Source organism: Pyruvatibacter sp. HU-CL02332, from assembly GCF_040362765.1.
In the GTDB taxonomy this organism is placed as follows: Bacteria; Pseudomonadota; Alphaproteobacteria; order CGMCC-115125; family CGMCC-115125; genus Pyruvatibacter.
In genome coordinates this window covers 896,140-911,020 of sequence record NZ_BAABWK010000002.1, presented here as the reverse complement: position 1 = coordinate 911,020, position 14,881 = coordinate 896,140, and the positions used below count along the sequence as shown (strand labels likewise).

The 14,881-nt window shown below is 58.3% G+C and carries 15 protein-coding genes; 3 read left to right on the top strand and 12 right to left on the bottom strand.

The genetic code is table 11. The features are described from left to right. Positions 1 to 117: 117 nt before the first annotated feature. From ABXH05_RS14970 to ABXH05_RS14945, 6 genes are all read right to left on the bottom strand, one after another. On the bottom strand, positions 118 to 2,196 hold the full coding sequence (locus tag ABXH05_RS14970; RefSeq protein ID WP_353561909.1) for a S9 family peptidase: 2,079 nt from the start codon (positions 2,194 to 2,196) through the stop codon (positions 118 to 120). Between the two features lie 5 nt (positions 2,197 to 2,201). Then, complete coding sequence (msrB, locus tag ABXH05_RS14965) at positions 2,202 to 2,642, bottom strand: peptide-methionine (R)-S-oxide reductase MsrB (RefSeq protein WP_043948626.1); 441 nt, start codon at positions 2,640 to 2,642, stop codon at positions 2,202 to 2,204. Positions 2,643 to 2,767: 125 nt separating this feature from the next. Then, positions 2,768 to 3,220 (bottom strand): MaoC family dehydratase, encoded by a 453-nt coding sequence (locus ABXH05_RS14960; RefSeq protein ID WP_348139423.1) that lies wholly within the window; start codon positions 3,218 to 3,220, stop codon positions 2,768 to 2,770. Positions 3,221 to 3,397: 177 nt separating this feature from the next. Then, the gene (locus ABXH05_RS14955; RefSeq protein ID WP_353561907.1) at positions 3,398 to 3,850 is read right to left on the bottom strand and encodes an OmpA family protein; all 453 of its coding nucleotides are present in this window, start codon (positions 3,848 to 3,850) and stop codon (positions 3,398 to 3,400) included. 97 nt (positions 3,851 to 3,947) lie between these two features. Further along, positions 3,948 to 4,709 (bottom strand): gamma-glutamylcyclotransferase, encoded by a 762-nt coding sequence (locus tag ABXH05_RS14950; protein ID WP_353561905.1) that lies wholly within the window; start codon positions 4,707 to 4,709, stop codon positions 3,948 to 3,950. Continuing rightward, positions 4,690 to 6,231, bottom strand: coding sequence for an AMP-binding protein (locus ABXH05_RS14945; protein ID WP_353561903.1), 1,542 nt, complete (start codon positions 6,229 to 6,231; stop codon positions 4,690 to 4,692). Before ABXH05_RS14945 ends, ABXH05_RS14950 begins: the two co-directional genes overlap by 20 nt. A gap of 229 nt (positions 6,232 to 6,460) precedes the next feature. On the opposite strand from ABXH05_RS14945, the gene ABXH05_RS14940 reads away from it, so the two are divergent. Next, positions 6,461 to 7,372, top strand: a complete 912-nt coding sequence (locus tag ABXH05_RS14940) for a crotonase/enoyl-CoA hydratase family protein (protein WP_353561901.1) — start codon at positions 6,461 to 6,463, stop codon at positions 7,370 to 7,372. A gap of 27 nt (positions 7,373 to 7,399) precedes the next feature. On the opposite strand, the gene ABXH05_RS14935 is transcribed toward ABXH05_RS14940, so the two are convergent. After that, positions 7,400 to 8,662, bottom strand: coding sequence for an MFS transporter (locus ABXH05_RS14935; protein WP_348139434.1), 1,263 nt, complete (start codon positions 8,660 to 8,662; stop codon positions 7,400 to 7,402). A gap of 128 nt (positions 8,663 to 8,790) precedes the next feature. Beyond that, on the bottom strand, positions 8,791 to 10,053 hold the full coding sequence (locus ABXH05_RS14930) for an MFS transporter (protein WP_353561899.1): 1,263 nt from the start codon (positions 10,051 to 10,053) through the stop codon (positions 8,791 to 8,793). Between the two features lie 236 nt (positions 10,054 to 10,289). Here ABXH05_RS14930 and ABXH05_RS14925 point away from each other — a divergent pair, with 236 nt between their 5' ends. Then, the gene (locus ABXH05_RS14925; protein WP_353561897.1) at positions 10,290 to 11,477 is read left to right on the top strand and encodes a sensor histidine kinase; all 1,188 of its coding nucleotides are present in this window, start codon (positions 10,290 to 10,292) and stop codon (positions 11,475 to 11,477) included. 19 nt (positions 11,478 to 11,496) lie between these two features. Here ABXH05_RS14925 and ABXH05_RS14920 read toward each other — a convergent pair whose 3' ends face one another. Together ABXH05_RS14920 and ABXH05_RS14915 are read right to left on the bottom strand one after the other, a co-directional pair. Further along, the gene (locus tag ABXH05_RS14920) at positions 11,497 to 11,934 is read right to left on the bottom strand and encodes a Rap1a/Tai family immunity protein (RefSeq protein ID WP_348139441.1); all 438 of its coding nucleotides are present in this window, start codon (positions 11,932 to 11,934) and stop codon (positions 11,497 to 11,499) included. 61 nt (positions 11,935 to 11,995) lie between these two features. Next, the gene (locus tag ABXH05_RS14915) at positions 11,996 to 12,307 is read right to left on the bottom strand and encodes a hypothetical protein (RefSeq protein WP_348139443.1); all 312 of its coding nucleotides are present in this window, start codon (positions 12,305 to 12,307) and stop codon (positions 11,996 to 11,998) included. 262 nt (positions 12,308 to 12,569) lie between these two features. Here ABXH05_RS14915 and ABXH05_RS14910 point away from each other — a divergent pair, with 262 nt between their 5' ends. Continuing rightward, on the top strand, positions 12,570 to 13,730 hold the full coding sequence (locus ABXH05_RS14910; RefSeq protein ID WP_353561895.1) for a DUF2336 domain-containing protein: 1,161 nt from the start codon (positions 12,570 to 12,572) through the stop codon (positions 13,728 to 13,730). Between the two features lie 6 nt (positions 13,731 to 13,736). Here ABXH05_RS14910 and ABXH05_RS14905 read toward each other — a convergent pair whose 3' ends face one another. Together ABXH05_RS14905 and ABXH05_RS14900 are read right to left on the bottom strand one after the other, a co-directional pair. Further along, entirely contained in the window at positions 13,737 to 14,540 is an 804-nt protein-coding gene (locus ABXH05_RS14905; RefSeq protein WP_353561893.1) for a helix-turn-helix transcriptional regulator, read from the bottom strand. Continuing rightward, positions 14,537 to 14,848: a hypothetical protein gene (locus ABXH05_RS14900; protein WP_353561891.1), complete on the bottom strand. Its 312-nt coding sequence runs from the start codon at positions 14,846 to 14,848 to the stop codon at positions 14,537 to 14,539. The genes ABXH05_RS14905 and ABXH05_RS14900 overlap by 4 nt, the downstream gene beginning before the upstream one ends. Positions 14,849 to 14,881 lie beyond the last annotated feature (33 nt).

The following is a 14,881-nucleotide window of genomic DNA, read 5'->3' as shown; positions in this document are numbered from 1 at the left end:
GGCCTACACTCGGTGCGGCAGGGTGCAACGGTCGATGGGGTGTCGGCCCGTTGATCTGCGAGTGGACCCCGGCTCAAGCCCGGGGATACGGATGTATTGGTAAAGGGCGCGCGTACCCTAATCCTTGCCCGTCACCATCAGGCAAAACGCAAAAACCTCCGCGACTTCATGCAGTCCCTCAAACCGACCGGACTTGCCGCCATGTCCGGCTTCCATGTTGGTCTTGAGCATCAGCAGATTGTCGTCGGTCTTGAGCGCTCGCAGCTTGGCAACCCATTTTGTTGGTTCCCAATAGGTCACGCGCGGGTCAGCCAATCCACCCAGCGCAAACAGGGCCGGGTAGTCCTGCGCACGCACATTGTCATAGGGCGAGTACGCGGCGATCCAGTCATAGGCATCAGAGTCTGAAATCGGATTGCCCCACTCATTCCATTCAGGCGGCGTGAGGGGCAGGGTGTCATCCAGCATGGTGGCCAGAACATCCACAAACGGTACTTCGGCCACAATGCCGGCAAACAGGTCAGGGCGCATATTGGCGACCGCGCCCATCAACATGCCGCCCGCGCTGCCGCCCTGGGCAACAATGTTGCCTTTGGACGTAAAGCCTTCAGCAATCAAGTGTTCGCCCGCAGCAATAAAGTCCGTGAACGTATTGGTTTTCTCTTTCAGTTTGCCGCCGCGATACCACTGATATCCCTTGTCCTTGCCGCCCCGAATATGCGCAATGGCATAGACAAATCCGCGATCAACAAGCGACAGCCGCGCAACAGAAAACCCGGCCGGGATGCTGATGCCGTACGCCCCATAGCCATATAGCAGGCAGGGCGCAGACCCATCCAGCGGCGTATCCTTGTGGTGGATGAGCGATACCGGCACCTGCTCGCCATCATGCGCCGTCGCCATGAGCCGCCGCGTCACATAGTCAGATGTGTCATGTCCGCTTGGCACTTCCTGGCGTTTCAGCAACACGCGCTCACGCGTTGCCATGTCGTAGTCATACTGCTCGGCAGGCGTCGTCATGGACGAATAGGTAAAGCGCACCTTGGTGGTGTCGTACTCATATCCCGCGGCCAGTCCCAGCGAGTAAGCCTCTTCGTCAAAGGCAATGGCATGTTCATCGCCCGTCGCCATGTCGCGAATGATGGCGCGCGGCAATCCGCCAAACCGTTCCAGACGTGCAAGGTGGCCCTTGAGCGCAAAATGCGCCTGCACCAGCGTGCCGGGGGCATGGGGCACAAGGTCTTTCCAATTTTCCCGGCCCGGTGACGTCAGCGGCGTTTCCACCAGCTTGAAATCCTCCGCATTCGCTGCGTTCGTGCGAATGATGAGGCGGCCTTCCCACTCCTCAACATCATATTCGTGACCGTCATCGCGTACGGCGATCAGAACCGGCGCCGTATCCGGTTTGGCAGCGGGAATGAAACGGATTTCAGATGTCTGGTGATCGTGGCTGTCGATCAGGATCAGCTTTCCGCTTTGCGTCTGGCCAACGCCGACAAAGAAACCCGGGTCCGTCTCTTCATAGACGCAAACATCATCACTGGCCGATGTGCCCAATACATGGCGCATCACTTTGTGAGGCCGGTGGTTCCCGTCCAGCACTGTGTAGAACAGCGTCGCATTGTCGTCCGCCCACACAACGCCGCCGGATGTATCCGGGATCGTGTCAGGCAGGAGATCGCCGGTCTCCAGGTTTTTGACGGATACCGCAAAATATTCCGAGCCCGCCGTATCAACGCTGAATGCCAGCAATTTGTGGTCTCGGGAATGGGCGGCATCCCCAATCTTCAGGTAGCTCTCGCCTTCAGCAAGCTTCGGTCCGTCGAGAATGATGGTTTCATCACCGCCGTCGCGCGGCTGGCGGCAGTAGAGCGGATATTCCGCTCCCGCATCCCAACGCGAGTAATAGGCAAACGGACCATCAGGAGATGGCACCGAGCTGTCGTCTTCCTTGATGCGGCCTTTTATTTCACCAAAGATTTGTTCCTGCAGCGCTTTCGTCGGCGCCATCTGCGCGTCGGTATAGGCATTCTCAGCTTCTAGGTAGGCGCGAATGTCCGCATCAAGCGTCTCCGGCTCGCGCATGACCTGTTGCCAGTTCTCGGCCCGCAGCCACCCATAGTCATCCGTGCGCGTGCGCCCGTGATGCGTTTCTTGTGTTGGTTTGCGGGCGGCTGCCGGTGCCGAGAATGTCATTCGTGTCAGTCTTCCTTGCGGTCAAAATCCATGGCGAGGCCATTCATGCAGTAGCGCAGGCCTGTTGGTGCAGGACCGTCGGGAAACACATGACCCAGATGTCCATCGCAGTTTGAGCACACAACTTCCGTACGTGTGGAGAACAGCGATTTATCTGCCACATACTCCACGGCATCTTCGGCCACAGGCGCATAGAAGCTGGGCCAGCCGGTGCCGCTGTCATACTTGGTTTCTGCATCAAAAAGGGCCTGCCCACAGCAAACGCAATTATATACGCCGGCTGCTTTCTGGTCCCAGTTCGGGCCCGTAAAGGCGCGCTCTGTGCCAGCTTTGCGGGCCACGTGAAACTGTTCCGGCGTCAGTTGGGCCTGCCATTCAGCTTCTGATTTCTCAACCTTGTTTGCCTTCTTGGTTTTTGTCCAAAGGGCGCGAGTAGGATCGCTCATGGCATACCTCACAGTCTGAATGGTGGAAGTCCCGAACTAGGGTACTTGGGTCCAGATATAGGAAGACCGGCAGGCTTCTCAATGAAACCCGCCGGTCAACTTATCGCGAATAAGGTGTGTATGGCCTATTCAAAAACAAGCGAAAGCGTTTCAGCAACCATCGCTGGACGATCAGAGCCTTCCACTTCCATGGTCACTTCATTGGTCATCTGCATGCCGCCGGACTTGGGCTCCATGTTGAGCAGTTTGACGCGCGCGCGAACCTTGCTGTCCACAGGTACCATGCCCGTGAAACGCACCTTGTTGCTGCCGTAGTTGATGCCGCGGGTTACGCTCTTGATGCCGGAAACGCTGCCCTGAAGCATCGGCAGCAGGGACAGTGTGAGGTAGCCATGAGCAATTGTCGGCATGCCGAGTTCTTTTTGCGTGCGTTCGCCATCCAGGTGGATCCACTGATGGTCGCCTGTGGCATCGGCAAACAGGTTGATGCGGTCCTGGTCGATCTGGACCCAGTCGCTGACGCCGATCTCCTTGCCGACTTCCTTGGTCATTTCTTCGATGTTTTCAAACATGCGCATGGCGGGTGGTCTCCCTTGGTTGTTTTGTGCGGGCCCGGCAGCGCGCCGAATATGCTGCGCTGCCGCCAGGCAAGGTGAAAAAGTCAGGCGGACTTTAGCCGTGTGACAGTGCCGCTGCCAATAGCCAGTGTTTATGGGTCAGCCAGAGAGACAACCTCACCGCATGAGCCGCAAAAGCTAGTAGGAGAACGTCACATCTACCCGACGGTCAGCGGCGCTGTCGTCGGTGAGCCAGTCCGTCATGAAACCCCAGCTTTCGCCCTTGGATTTCACCACAATCTGGTCTCGCCGCCAGCCACGCGCCACAAAGGCCTTGGCCACGGCTTCGGCACGTCCATAGGCGAGGTTGGCATTTCGCTTGGAATCGCCTTCCTTGCTGGCCTGCCCAACAATGCAAAGCTGAGCCACGTCGCGCGCAGACGCGATGGAGTGAGCACGATCAATGCGCTCGATCGACTCTTCACTCAGTTCATTGCCGGAAGTGTGGAAATAGATGCGGTATTCATCGTCAATCTGGGCATCCACATTGTTGTCGCACTTGGTCGCCCAGGCATGGGCCGGACCGGTGGACATAAATCCAAGGGACGCCAGTGCGGCAACACCGACAGCAGACAGAAGAAAACGGTTCATGAGACTGGCCTTTGATGAATCGAATGATCTGCACCTAACACGCGTTTGGGATGTTAGCGCAGTCGAATCCAAGAGGCGAGGTTCAATCTGGGGAGGCTCAGTCGCCCGCCACGTCCCGAACCCGGTCACATAATTTGTGCATGGGCCCTGCGCTGATCCCAAGCGCGTCCAGCCGCTCAACCGTGCGATATAGATATTCCCGATTGGTGCCCAGTTGACCTTCAGCGCGCGCAATGCGGCGCACGATCGTGTCTTCTTTCACCTTGCCCGCATAGCGCTTGTGCTGGCGATTGATGACATAGGTGAAAGCGGGTTGCCTGATGGTGCGCCCGTTCATCTGCAGGTTGATCCATGTGGGCCTGTAGGACCCACCGATCATCTCGCGCATCCACAGGATCTCGGTTTCGCTTTCCACCTGATGCGCTGATATCCGGTGCGCCATGCCCTGACATGAGCCGCCATGATCCAGCGCCAGCATCAATCCTGGCCGCTCCGGCGTGCCGCGTCCCAGTGGCAGCTTGAGGCAGAACGACCGATGCAGGCCAAACACCTTGGCGGGTTTGGTATCTGCCACATGAATGGCCGGGTTCCACATCAAGGAACCATACCCAAACACCCAGATGTCAGACTTGCCGTCCCACCGGCGCAGGAACCGACGGCGATTGTCCTCGCGTTGCTCTTCGGTGAGCAGCGAGTTGTCGCCGCGCTCCGCCAGCTCGCGGCGCAGCGTCTCCATGCGTTCCGGCGTGAAATTCTCGCGCAGGATCATGCCGTCCGGCGACATCTTCAACAAAGATGCCGACGTCGCCGGTTTGCCGTTGTTTTTGCGCGTGCTGCTGCTAGACGATTTTCGAGTCACGGTTGCCCCAATACCGGTCACGGATAAGCCGTTTATACAGCTTTCCGGTTGGGTGGCGGGGCAGTTCCTGATCAAAGTCGATTGACCGCGGGCATTTGATCTTGGCCAGTTGCGACTGGCAGAACTCAATAAGTTCCGCTTCAAGTTCAGGTCCTTTTTCGGCCCAGTCCATGGGCTGCACAACGGCCTTCACTTCTTCGCCAAAGTCCTCGTTCGGAACACCAATCACTGCGACATCCGCCACTTTTGGATGGGTGACGAGCAGATTTTCCGCTTCCTGCGGATAAATGTTCACGCCCCCGGAAATGATCATGTAGGACTTCCGGTCGGTCAGATAAAGGTATCCATCATCATCAATGCGACCAACATCGCCCAAAGTGGTCCAGCCCTTGGGGTGTTTCGCTTCGGCGGTCTTGCCCGGGTCATTGTGATATTCAAACTCGTTGCCGCCGCCAAAATAGATAGTGCCAACTTCTCCGGCGGGCAGTTCCTCGCCCTCTTCATCGCAGATGTGCAACTCACCCATCAGCGGTTTGCCGACAGAGCCTTTGTGGGCCAGCCACTCTTCGGAGTTGAGCGCGCAAAAGCCGTTGCCTTCGGTGCCCGCGTAATACTCGTTGATCACCGGACCCCACCACTCAATCATCTGTTCCTTGATGGGGACAGGGCAGGGCGCCGCGGCATGGATCGCACAATCAATGCTCGAGACATCGTATTTCGTGCGCACACCCTCATCCAGCTTCAGCATCCGCACGAACATCGTCGGCACCCACTGGGCAATGGTGATCTTGTGTTTCTCGATGAGCTTCAGCGCTTCTTCCGCATCGAAATGCTCCATCACGATGCAGCTCGCGCCGACGCGATGCATGGCCATGTTGTAGCGCAAGGGCGCTGCATGATAGAGCGGCGCCGGAGAGAGATAGGTGGACTCGGTGCCCGCCCCGTACAGCCCCATGATCAGCGCCAGCAGCGATGGCACTTCATTGATCGGCCCTTCAGGCAGCGGTGATTTGATACCTTTGGGGCGACCGGTCGTGCCGGACGAATAAAGCATATCCGTACCGGCGCTTTCGTCCGCAATCGGCTCGGCCGGCATCGCGTCGCGGGCGTCTTCAAAAGACTCGTAACCCGGCCGCGTGCCGCCCACCATCAAGCGGTGCTCGATGCCCGGCATCAGATCGACAAGTTCGTCGACGACCGATCCCATGGCAGCCGACGTGATGAACAGCTTCGCACCGCAGTCACCGGCAATGTACTCAACTTCACCGGCGGTCAGCCGCGAGGAGATGCAGGTGAAATAGAGGCCGGAGCGTTGCGCCGCCCAGCACAGCTCCATGAACCGCGCATTGTTTTCCATGAAGATGGCGATGGCATCGCCGCGTTTGAGACCATATTTGCGAAACAGCTGAGCGCCCTGGTTGGAGCGATCATTAAGGTCTTTGTACGTCACCGTTTCGCCGGTGCCGGCCATGATGTAGGCGGGTTTGTCGGGCGATGTCTGGGCGTGATCAGCCGGATGCATTGTCGGTCTCCCTGAAAGAGCATTTGTGCAGGCACGCTGCTTTTTTGCAGCTTTCCTATTGAATTATAGCCGTTCAGCCTCCCCCACAAGCATTTGCGCGCGGGTGGGGTCAGACAGGCGGTTGACCCTACGGCAACTAGCCTTGTGCGCAGACCACGCTAAACTCCCGCCCGACAGAAACACACAATTCCTCAAGGCATACAGCCCCACTACTCAGGGAGACGACCCAATGGCCGACAAGACCTACAACACCATCCTCTACGATCTGGATGATGGCGTACTGACGCTGACGCTGAACCGACCCGAAAAAATGAATGCCTTCACCGGCGAGATGATGGTGGAGATGATCGACGCGTTTGACCGTGCCGATGCCGACGACAATGTGCGCGCCATCATCGTGACCGGTGCGGACCGCGCGTTCTGCGCCGGTGCTGACCTCTCCCAGGGTGCCAAGACGTTTGACTATGAGGCCCGCGACGACCGCCCGGACAAAGCAGGCAGCGCCATGAAGGACGGCGAGATCGACTGGTCTGATGAAAAAGTGCGCGATGGCGGCGGACGCCTGACCCTGCGCATCTTTGAAAGCATCAAACCCGTCATCGGTGCCATCAACGGCGCGGCTGTGGGTGTCGGTGTCACCATGCAGTTGCCCATGGACATCCGCATCGCGTCCACCAAAGCCCGTTTCGGCTTTGTGTTCGCACGCCGTGGCATTATTCCCGAAGCCTGCTCCAGCTACTTCCTGCCGCGCGTCGTCGGCATCTCCAAGGCCCTTGAGTGGTGCTATTCAGGCCGCGTGTTTGATGCACAGGAAGCACTCGATGGCGGTTTGGTCCGCTCGCTGCATGAGCCTGAAGACCTGCTGCCGGAAGCCCGCCGCATTGCCCGCGAGATCGCAGACAACACAGCGTCTGTATCCGTGTCTCTCACCCGTCAGATGATGTGGCGCATGCTGGGTGCTGATCATCCAATGGAAGCACACAAGATCGACAGCCGCGCGATCTACTCTCGCGGTCAGACGCAGGACGCCAAGGAAGGCGTCATGTCATTCCTTGAAAAGCGCCAGCCGGAATACCCGTGCAAGCCGTCCGAGGACATGCCGAGCTTCTACCCGTGGTGGGAAGAGCGCAAATACAGCTAGACGACACAACGTGGTGCCGCGATCTGCCTAGTCGGCAGGTTGCGGCACGACACTACGTACATCTGCCTTCCATAGGTCGGTGAAGAAGAACACGCCGAGCCACAGCACCACCATGAAGGCAGGCGGAACCAGAATGGCGTCAAACAGCCCAAGCTTGCTCGCCACATAGCCCGCAAGCAGTGAGCCGACCGGACCACCCCCCATCATGGCGACCTGAAACGCAGCCAGCATCCGGCCGCGATGGCTGTCAGGGGCCCGTGCCTGAACAATGGCGCGGGCGGTGGACATGCTCACACCTGCCGACATACCCCAGATCAGCACGAGGCCCAGCACCAGCCATAGCGGCGGCTGAAAGTGGACCAGTGTCATTGTGACCGAGCCCATGCACATGGCCAGCATGATCGCGCGTCCTTGACGCTTGATCTCCGGGAGGCGCGTGAGAACAAAGCTTGATGCGCCAATGCCGCCGAAGAAGAATGACGTGAACAGGGCAATTTCCAAAGCGCCGCCGCCATAAACATCGCGCGCCAGCAGCGGGAAGATCACCATGAACACGCCGATATAGAAGATGCCCCCGATGCCCATCAAAATCATGATGGCGCGAATGTCAGGGTCAGCCAGTGTCATCGACATGCCCTCCATCATTTCCTTGAACCGGGAATGCTTCTGCGCACCGCGCGGCGTAGGCAATGCTTCGTCAAGACGGCTCGTTGAAAACGCAGTGAGAAGCGACATGGCAGAATGGAAAACAAGGTAGGGAACGGCACCAAAAAGGCCTGCAGCCGCTGCAACCAACATGCCGATGACCTGTGCTGCAAATTGCGCGGCCGTTGCCATGGCAACCGCATGCGGAATAGCGCCGCCCATCGAGCGCATTGCAATCCGAGTTAGCAATGAGTCACGCGCAGGGACAATCCACGCAGCAGTCGTGGACATGACCCCCACATAGGCCAGAACGACCCAGTAGTTGAGTGAATCCGACAAAATCGTCGCGGCCAACACCAGCGACGGCAAGGCGAGAAACACCTGAAGCCGCACTAGGTGGCTGCGCAGCTCTGCCCGGTCAGCAGCAGCCCCACCGACCATAATGAACACCAGCATCGGCAGCATGGAGAACATCTGAGCAATACCGACGCGTTCTGGGGATTCAGCCAGCACGATTGTGACGAGCCACGAAATCAAGACACCCTGAATGCCCGTAGCCAGGAAATAGGCGACGTGCCCGGTCATGTACCAGCGGGCTTCGTTCGGCGAAGGAGCTGGCGAAGGGGTTTGTGTGGCGTCAGTCACGCGTTTACTTCCGGTCTGCAGGAGAGTGGCGTGGGAATCCGGATTTGGATCCCCACGTTCTGACGTATTGTCAGCGAAATGCGGCTCTCAGTCCAGCCATGCGTGCCGGAGCCAAAAACGCCTTTTTTCTAAGCCTGAGCGGGAGCTTGGGCAACATCGTCAGATGTAATTGAAACCAGCCGCGTGGTCAGTGCCAGCGTCAGCAGAACCAGCACCATCGCACCGGCAGAAATCCATGCCGCTGTGTGGATGCTTGTAAGCTCGACCAAAAAGCCGGACGCAAACGCACCGATGGGTCCGCCACCTGCAAACCCCAGCTGAAAGATCGACAGGACACGCGCGCGATGGGTGGGAGGCGCTGCAAGCTGCACGATCGTGCGGCTCATGGTCATGGAGGTGCCCGCGCCAAGACCCCATGCAAAGCACAAAATGCACATCACAAAGAAAGGGGCGGGCACACCGATCAGGAACAGGATAACCGCACCACTTGAAAGGCTGCACGTCATGATCAGCCCACGCCGGTGAATATGGCCGAAGCGAAGCAGGGCAAAGGTGGCGATGATCGTGCCACCCCAAAAACAGATATTCACAATGGATATGCCGGTGGCACCGCCATCGTAATAGTTGGTGACCAGAAGCGGCAGCAGCACCATGAAGCTGCCCACATACAAGACGCCGACAGCAAACATCCCCAGCACCACCGGCAGCAGGATGGGTGACCCGGAGACTTGCGCAATGCCGTCGCGCATGTCTGACAGGGGGTGTGACGGCTCGCGATCAAGCGGAGGCGCAGGCGGCAGCCGGCGAACCATCAAGGCGCCGGACAGCATCACAACAGATTGCAGCGCAAGCAGTGCCGGAGCGCCGGTAACAGCAGCAGCACCGGCCACAATGATGCCCCCAAGCTGCCCTAGAAACTGGACGCCAGACGCCATGGTCACGGCGCGCTGAATGTCATCGCCAAATGCTCTAACGGCAATGGTGGATAGCAAAGAGTCACGCGCCGGAATGGCAAACGCTGAGAGCGACCCCATGATCAGGCCATACACAATCAGCCACTCATACTGCAGCTCGCCTGAGAAAATGATCAGCGCCAGGGCGAGGGGCGGAAGTGCCGCCGCACAATGAAGGCGAATAAGAACCGCCCGCGTGTCGCTGCGGTCAGCGAAGGCACCGCCAAAGATCATGAAAAGAAGTGAAGGTGCCATGAGGGCGGTTTGCGCCAGACCAACCCGAAACGCCCGCTCATCAAGAACATCTGTCACCAGCCAGGCAAACAGAACCATCTGCAGTCCGACACTGCTGAACCACGTCGCCTGACCACCAAGGTAAAACCCGAACAGGCCGGGCTCGGCACCGTCTTGCTCATTATCCGTAAGCTGAGTGTTCACGCAGAAGGGCCTTCAGGTGTCGGGAGTGTTTTATGTCGAGCATCATATGCCGACCACACTCATGCCCGCTTTCCCGCAGCGGAGCAACTGTGACGACCACATGAAATTTCTGTGTCAATCGGCATTGGGCGCCAATCCTTAAGTCAATGGCAAGCGATTTTTCCTAGCGTTTCCATGCCATTTGCACAGGCCCTCAAGGGGCGGACGAGCAACACTGCGTAAGCAGGATGGGAGCCATGAGTAATTATTTTGAGCAGCTTCTCGAGCGGCGATTGCCCGTTGTGCCGACCACGAACTGCCACGATGTCTATGAAATTTTCATGCGCGAACCGGATGCGCTGTGCATTCCGGTTGTAGATGGAATGGAGGTCTTGGGGTTGGTCAACCGTCAGGACTTCCTGCTTCGCTATACCTATCAGCTTGGACCTGATCTTTACGGCAAACGGCCAATCACGCAGCTCATGGATAGCAATCCGCTTGTCGTTGACAGGGGGATGGCCTTTGAGGATCTCGGCAATCGCATCGTCAAGGCGCGGGCCGGGGGGCTGCTGGGTGGTTTTGTTGTGACTGAGGACGGACAGTACTTTGGTGTTGGGACTGCCCTCAGCCTTCTGAGGCTGATGCTCGATGTCAGTGAGCGTCGGTCGGATGCTTTGGAGATTGAACGCCAGCGTGTCGAGCAGGCCAATCGATCAAAGACCGAATTCCTCGCCAGCATGAGTCATGAGCTTCGCACTCCGCTCAATGCAATCATTGGCTTTACAGACTTCATGATGAGTGAACCTTTTGGCCCGGTGCAGCCCGCCCGATATGGCGAGTATGTGGTGGACGTGAACCGGAGCGCCAATCATCTGCTTGGCTTGATCAATGAGCTGCTGGACATGGCCAAGATCGAAGCGGGAAAGATGGAGCTGTGTGAGGAAGAGTTTCCCGCATCACAGCCGGTGGATGAAGCTTTGCAGATACTAAAACAGTCTATCAGTGATGCCGGGCTGAAGTTGAAGGTTGATCTTGCCGATGCAGACGTTCACCTGTTTGCCGATCAGAAAATGGCCGTGCAGGTGATGCTCAATCTCCTGTCGAACGCAATCAAGTTCACGCCTGTTGGCGGAACCATAAGTGTTCGATCCATCCGGACGGATGACGGTTTTGATGTGATTGTGTCAGATACCGGCATCGGCATTCCGCCGGATCATCTGGAACGCATCCTGCAACCCTTCGAGCAGGTTGAGACGGCTATGAGTCGAACCAAACCCGGTACCGGCCTTGGATTGCCGCTTGCCAAGGCAATGATCGAGGCGCATGGCGGCATGATGTCCATCGCAAGCTCTTTGGGCAAAGGGACGCAGATCACAATCCACGTCCCAAATGCGCGCGTGGTGCGAGCAGCGCCACCGCAATGTCCGCAAAGCACCGCTGCCTAGATGTGTGGTGGCGTCGCGGTCAGCAGGGGTTCAGCGCATCAAAAGCCGAGAATGCCAGCTCCGTCGCCGGTTCATCCAGCAAAGCTGGCTCCCATTCCGCCTGATTGACCACCTTCTGGGCCAGCTGTTTGAAACTGGCCGCCTGCGGCACTTTCAGACACTGCACCCGGTCCGTATCTTCATTTGAATGCTGCTTGGCAGTCAGCCGGTTGCGCGTCATCACCTGATGACTGCGAAACAGTCCGGACAGGAAGTGGTTGCAGTGATAGATCGCGACGGAGTTTTGCGGCGTCTTGCCGGCTTCAAAATCCCTCACCGCCTGCTGGCAGGCATTGTAAAGATCCTGACCGGATTCAACACGCGGCTTTGCTGCTGCCATTTCCAGCAGCATGAAGAATGTCACAACGGTGAAAATGACCCCGGCAATGCCGTGCTGGTCGCGCTTTGAATGCCCCATGGTTGAAGCCTAAAGCCATGCAGCGCGACCCGCCAAGCACTTACTCGCGGGCAGAGTTGGCTTAAAGGCGCGCGGGGCCGATCTGTTGATCTTCAAACATGCGGTTTCGGCCAAGTCCATCAGATGCGCCACAGCTCATCGATGCCTCGCGCCAGCCGGAGCGATAAGCAGCGTTCTGGTCAAATGCATCATCATTGCGGAATGTCTTGGTCGCAAAGCCACGTTGCCGGTTTTGTGCTGTCCGACATCCATCGGCGTAACCCGCCTGATAGGCCGGTAGCCGCTCAAGGTCGCGGTCAGGTTCATGCGCGCAGCCTGCAACTGTCATTGCAAATATGGCTGCCACCATGGGAATTACGAATGCGCGTGCCACGACTTTTCTCCCGCAAATGCCAAATCGGCATTCTTTTTACATGTATTTTGCAGACCCTAGCAGAACCGTATGGCGGGCGCGATGGGCCACAAAAAACGCGGTAAACGAGGGTTTGTGAGGACCCGCATAAAACACCCGTAAAAATCCGAACAAATCTGTCGCTCACTAAAATCGAATGCCGTGCTCAGTTTTGGCGTCTTCTCAAGGCCCGTCCGCAATCCTCATCCAATCGTGCAGGAAGCACACGACTTTGAGGAAGGACATGACCATGGCCAGCGAGCGCCAGGATCTGACCCTGAGACGGGAAGCAAAAGAAGTGCTGGGGCTTGTAGCTCTGGCGCAGGACAAAGCCGGCAAGGCCCGCGCGCTGATTGTGCGCCGCCTGACGGACATTGCCCTTTTGCCCGAAAGCCAGCTGACCCCGCAGGAGCGCCAGCTGGTGGACCAGATGCTTGCCCAGCTTGTTGGACACATAGAAGTAGACCTTCGCGCCCGACTGGCCACACGTCTTGCAGACCGTGCCGATGCCCCCCAGGAAGTGATCGTGACCCTGGCCCATGACGTCATCTCGGTCGCACGACCATTGCTTGAAAAATCAACAGCACTGGGAGACAGCGACCTCGTCGATGTTATTCAGGCCAAGGGCCGCGACCATTGGGTGGCTACTTCCAAGCGCAAGGAGCTTTCGTCGTCGGTGACGGATGCCCTGATTGCCACCGGTGAATCCGAAGCCTTGATCGAGATTGCGCGCAACAAAGGTGCCCAGTTCTCCGCAACCGGCTATGAGCGCATCGTCAGTCTGAGCGAAAAAGAGCCAGCCCTGTGCGACCTGCTTGTCGCGCGAGACGACATCACGCCTGCTCTTGCGCACACCATGTTCTGGTGGGCATCGTCTGGTCTGCGCCTGGACATCGTCAATCGGTTTACCGCAGACCGCCGTATGCTGCGCGAAGCTCTGAACGACGCAATCGACGAAGGCATTGATGCCTTTTCCAGTGATCCCGAACTGATGCGGACCCTGAGCATGATGGCGCCCCAGCGGCGCTACGGGCCAAGCCTTGGCGAAGAGCTTCTGTCTGCGGCACGCAGCACCGACATGCGTAAAGTCGTCAGCCTGTTGGCAAAGTATGCTGATATCCGACCGCAGACGGCAGCTCACATTGTCACCGATCCCGGTGGAGAGGCGCTGGCCGTCGCAGCCAAGGCCCTGGGCATGACGCGCAAGGAATTTCTTCAGTTCGCGTTGCTTATTGCCAGTCATCGCGACAGCACCTCCCGCACAGCCGCTGAAGTGAACCGGCTGACCGCGCTGTTTGATAGCGTGGCAACGGACAGGGCTGATGTGGTGCTGCGATATTGGGACGACACCGTGCGTGCCACCAAGCCGTCCATAAAGGCTGCCGGACGCATGGCCGCTGCTTAGCGGGGGCTACTCGCCGGCAATCTGCTTAGGTGCTGCTTCGGTATCTTCTGAGGGGCTGATCACCTCAGGACGAGGAGCCGCCTTGCGTGAGCGCGTCTTGGTCGCAACCGCAAACGCATCCACCGAGATGATTTCTTCCAGCCGGGATTGCGCATTGCGCGCGGTCTCGACGATGTCCTGTTCGGCTTGATCCACCAGCGTAACGATCTGTGCCAGTGCGTCGGTCAGTTGTGATGCCCAGATGGGTTCCGCCCCATCCATCACCATGGCATCCATGTCCCGCTCAAGCCGCGCAGCTGCATTGCGCACCGCGCCACTATCGAAAGCACCGCTTGAGATGGACGCCCGAATGCCCGCAATCTCTGCTTTGAAGGCAGCTTCACGACCCGCGCGACGCAGGCTGTCTGCGTCCTGGTCGTCCGCCATCGGGGCAAGATCATCAAGGCTGATATTCAAATGGCGCGCCAGGGCCGCCATGGTTTTGAACGTGCCTTCCTTCTTGCCGGTTTCAATCTCCGACAGATAGGCCGGGCTTATGCCCGCCATCCGCGCCAGGGCAACAGCCTTATGGCCGCGATGTTCCCGCCACACCCGAACCGGGTTGTCGCCATCCGCAATGCGGTGCGCCACGTCGGCTGGCAGCGCCACCTCGCCATCGTCCAGGGCCCGCAATTCGCTCACACCCGTTTTGAGATCACGATAGGCCTCAAGGTCACGCACCATCACCCGATAGGTTTCAATGGGCACGGCCGCAAAGGACGCGTCTCCTTCAGGTGTTTCAATAATCTGGACCGGCTGCTCCTTGCTCATGCAGCACCGCCGATCTGAACAGGTCTAAAGTCTGACCGGGGGGCAGATGGTGGCAGCGCATGATCACGTCCCACAATCGCCAGCACGTCGATCCTCTCCTGCGTGATTCGGCATACCAGCCGTCCCACGCCCTCAACGGCAACTTGCGCCAGATCGCGCTCCAGCCCACCTGGCAGCGCACGAATGGGGGCTAGTGACCGCTCGGGCATACGCAGCATATCCGCCATGGCACGCACGGCAGTCTGCGCTGGATGCGGCAGTGCAGCGAGCGCGCGGAAGGCGGCACGGCTGTAAAAAAGCGGGGTCACAGGTGAGCAGGTCCAATTTTTCAACGGCAGCAA

Bases quoted from the DNA above. Each gene is read 5' to 3' on its own strand.
- ABXH05_RS14905 (WP_353561893.1), bottom strand. From the start codon at position 14,540: ATGAGCAAGGAGCAGCCGGTCCAGATTATTGAAACACCTGAAGGAGAC.
- ABXH05_RS14955 (WP_353561907.1), bottom strand. From the start codon at position 3,850: ATGAACCGTTTTCTTCTGTCTGCTGTCGGTGTTGCCGCACTGGCGTCC.
- ABXH05_RS14945 (WP_353561903.1), bottom strand. From the start codon at position 6,231: ATGCATCCGGCTGATCACGCCCAGACATCGCCCGACAAACCCGCCTAC.
- ABXH05_RS14970 (WP_353561909.1), bottom strand. From the start codon at position 2,196: ATGACATTCTCGGCACCGGCAGCCGCCCGCAAACCAACACAAGAAACG.
- ABXH05_RS14960 (WP_348139423.1), bottom strand. From the start codon at position 3,220: ATGCGCATGTTTGAAAACATCGAAGAAATGACCAAGGAAGTCGGCAAG.
- msrB (WP_043948626.1), bottom strand. From the start codon at position 2,642: ATGAGCGATCCTACTCGCGCCCTTTGGACAAAAACCAAGAAGGCAAAC.
- ABXH05_RS14925 (WP_353561897.1), top strand. From the start codon at position 10,290: ATGAGTAATTATTTTGAGCAGCTTCTCGAGCGGCGATTGCCCGTTGTG.
- ABXH05_RS14910 (WP_353561895.1), top strand. From the start codon at position 12,570: ATGACCATGGCCAGCGAGCGCCAGGATCTGACCCTGAGACGGGAAGCA.
- ABXH05_RS14940 (WP_353561901.1), top strand. From the start codon at position 6,461: ATGGCCGACAAGACCTACAACACCATCCTCTACGATCTGGATGATGGC.
- ABXH05_RS14920 (WP_348139441.1), bottom strand. From the start codon at position 11,934: ATGGGGCATTCAAAGCGCGACCAGCACGGCATTGCCGGGGTCATTTTC.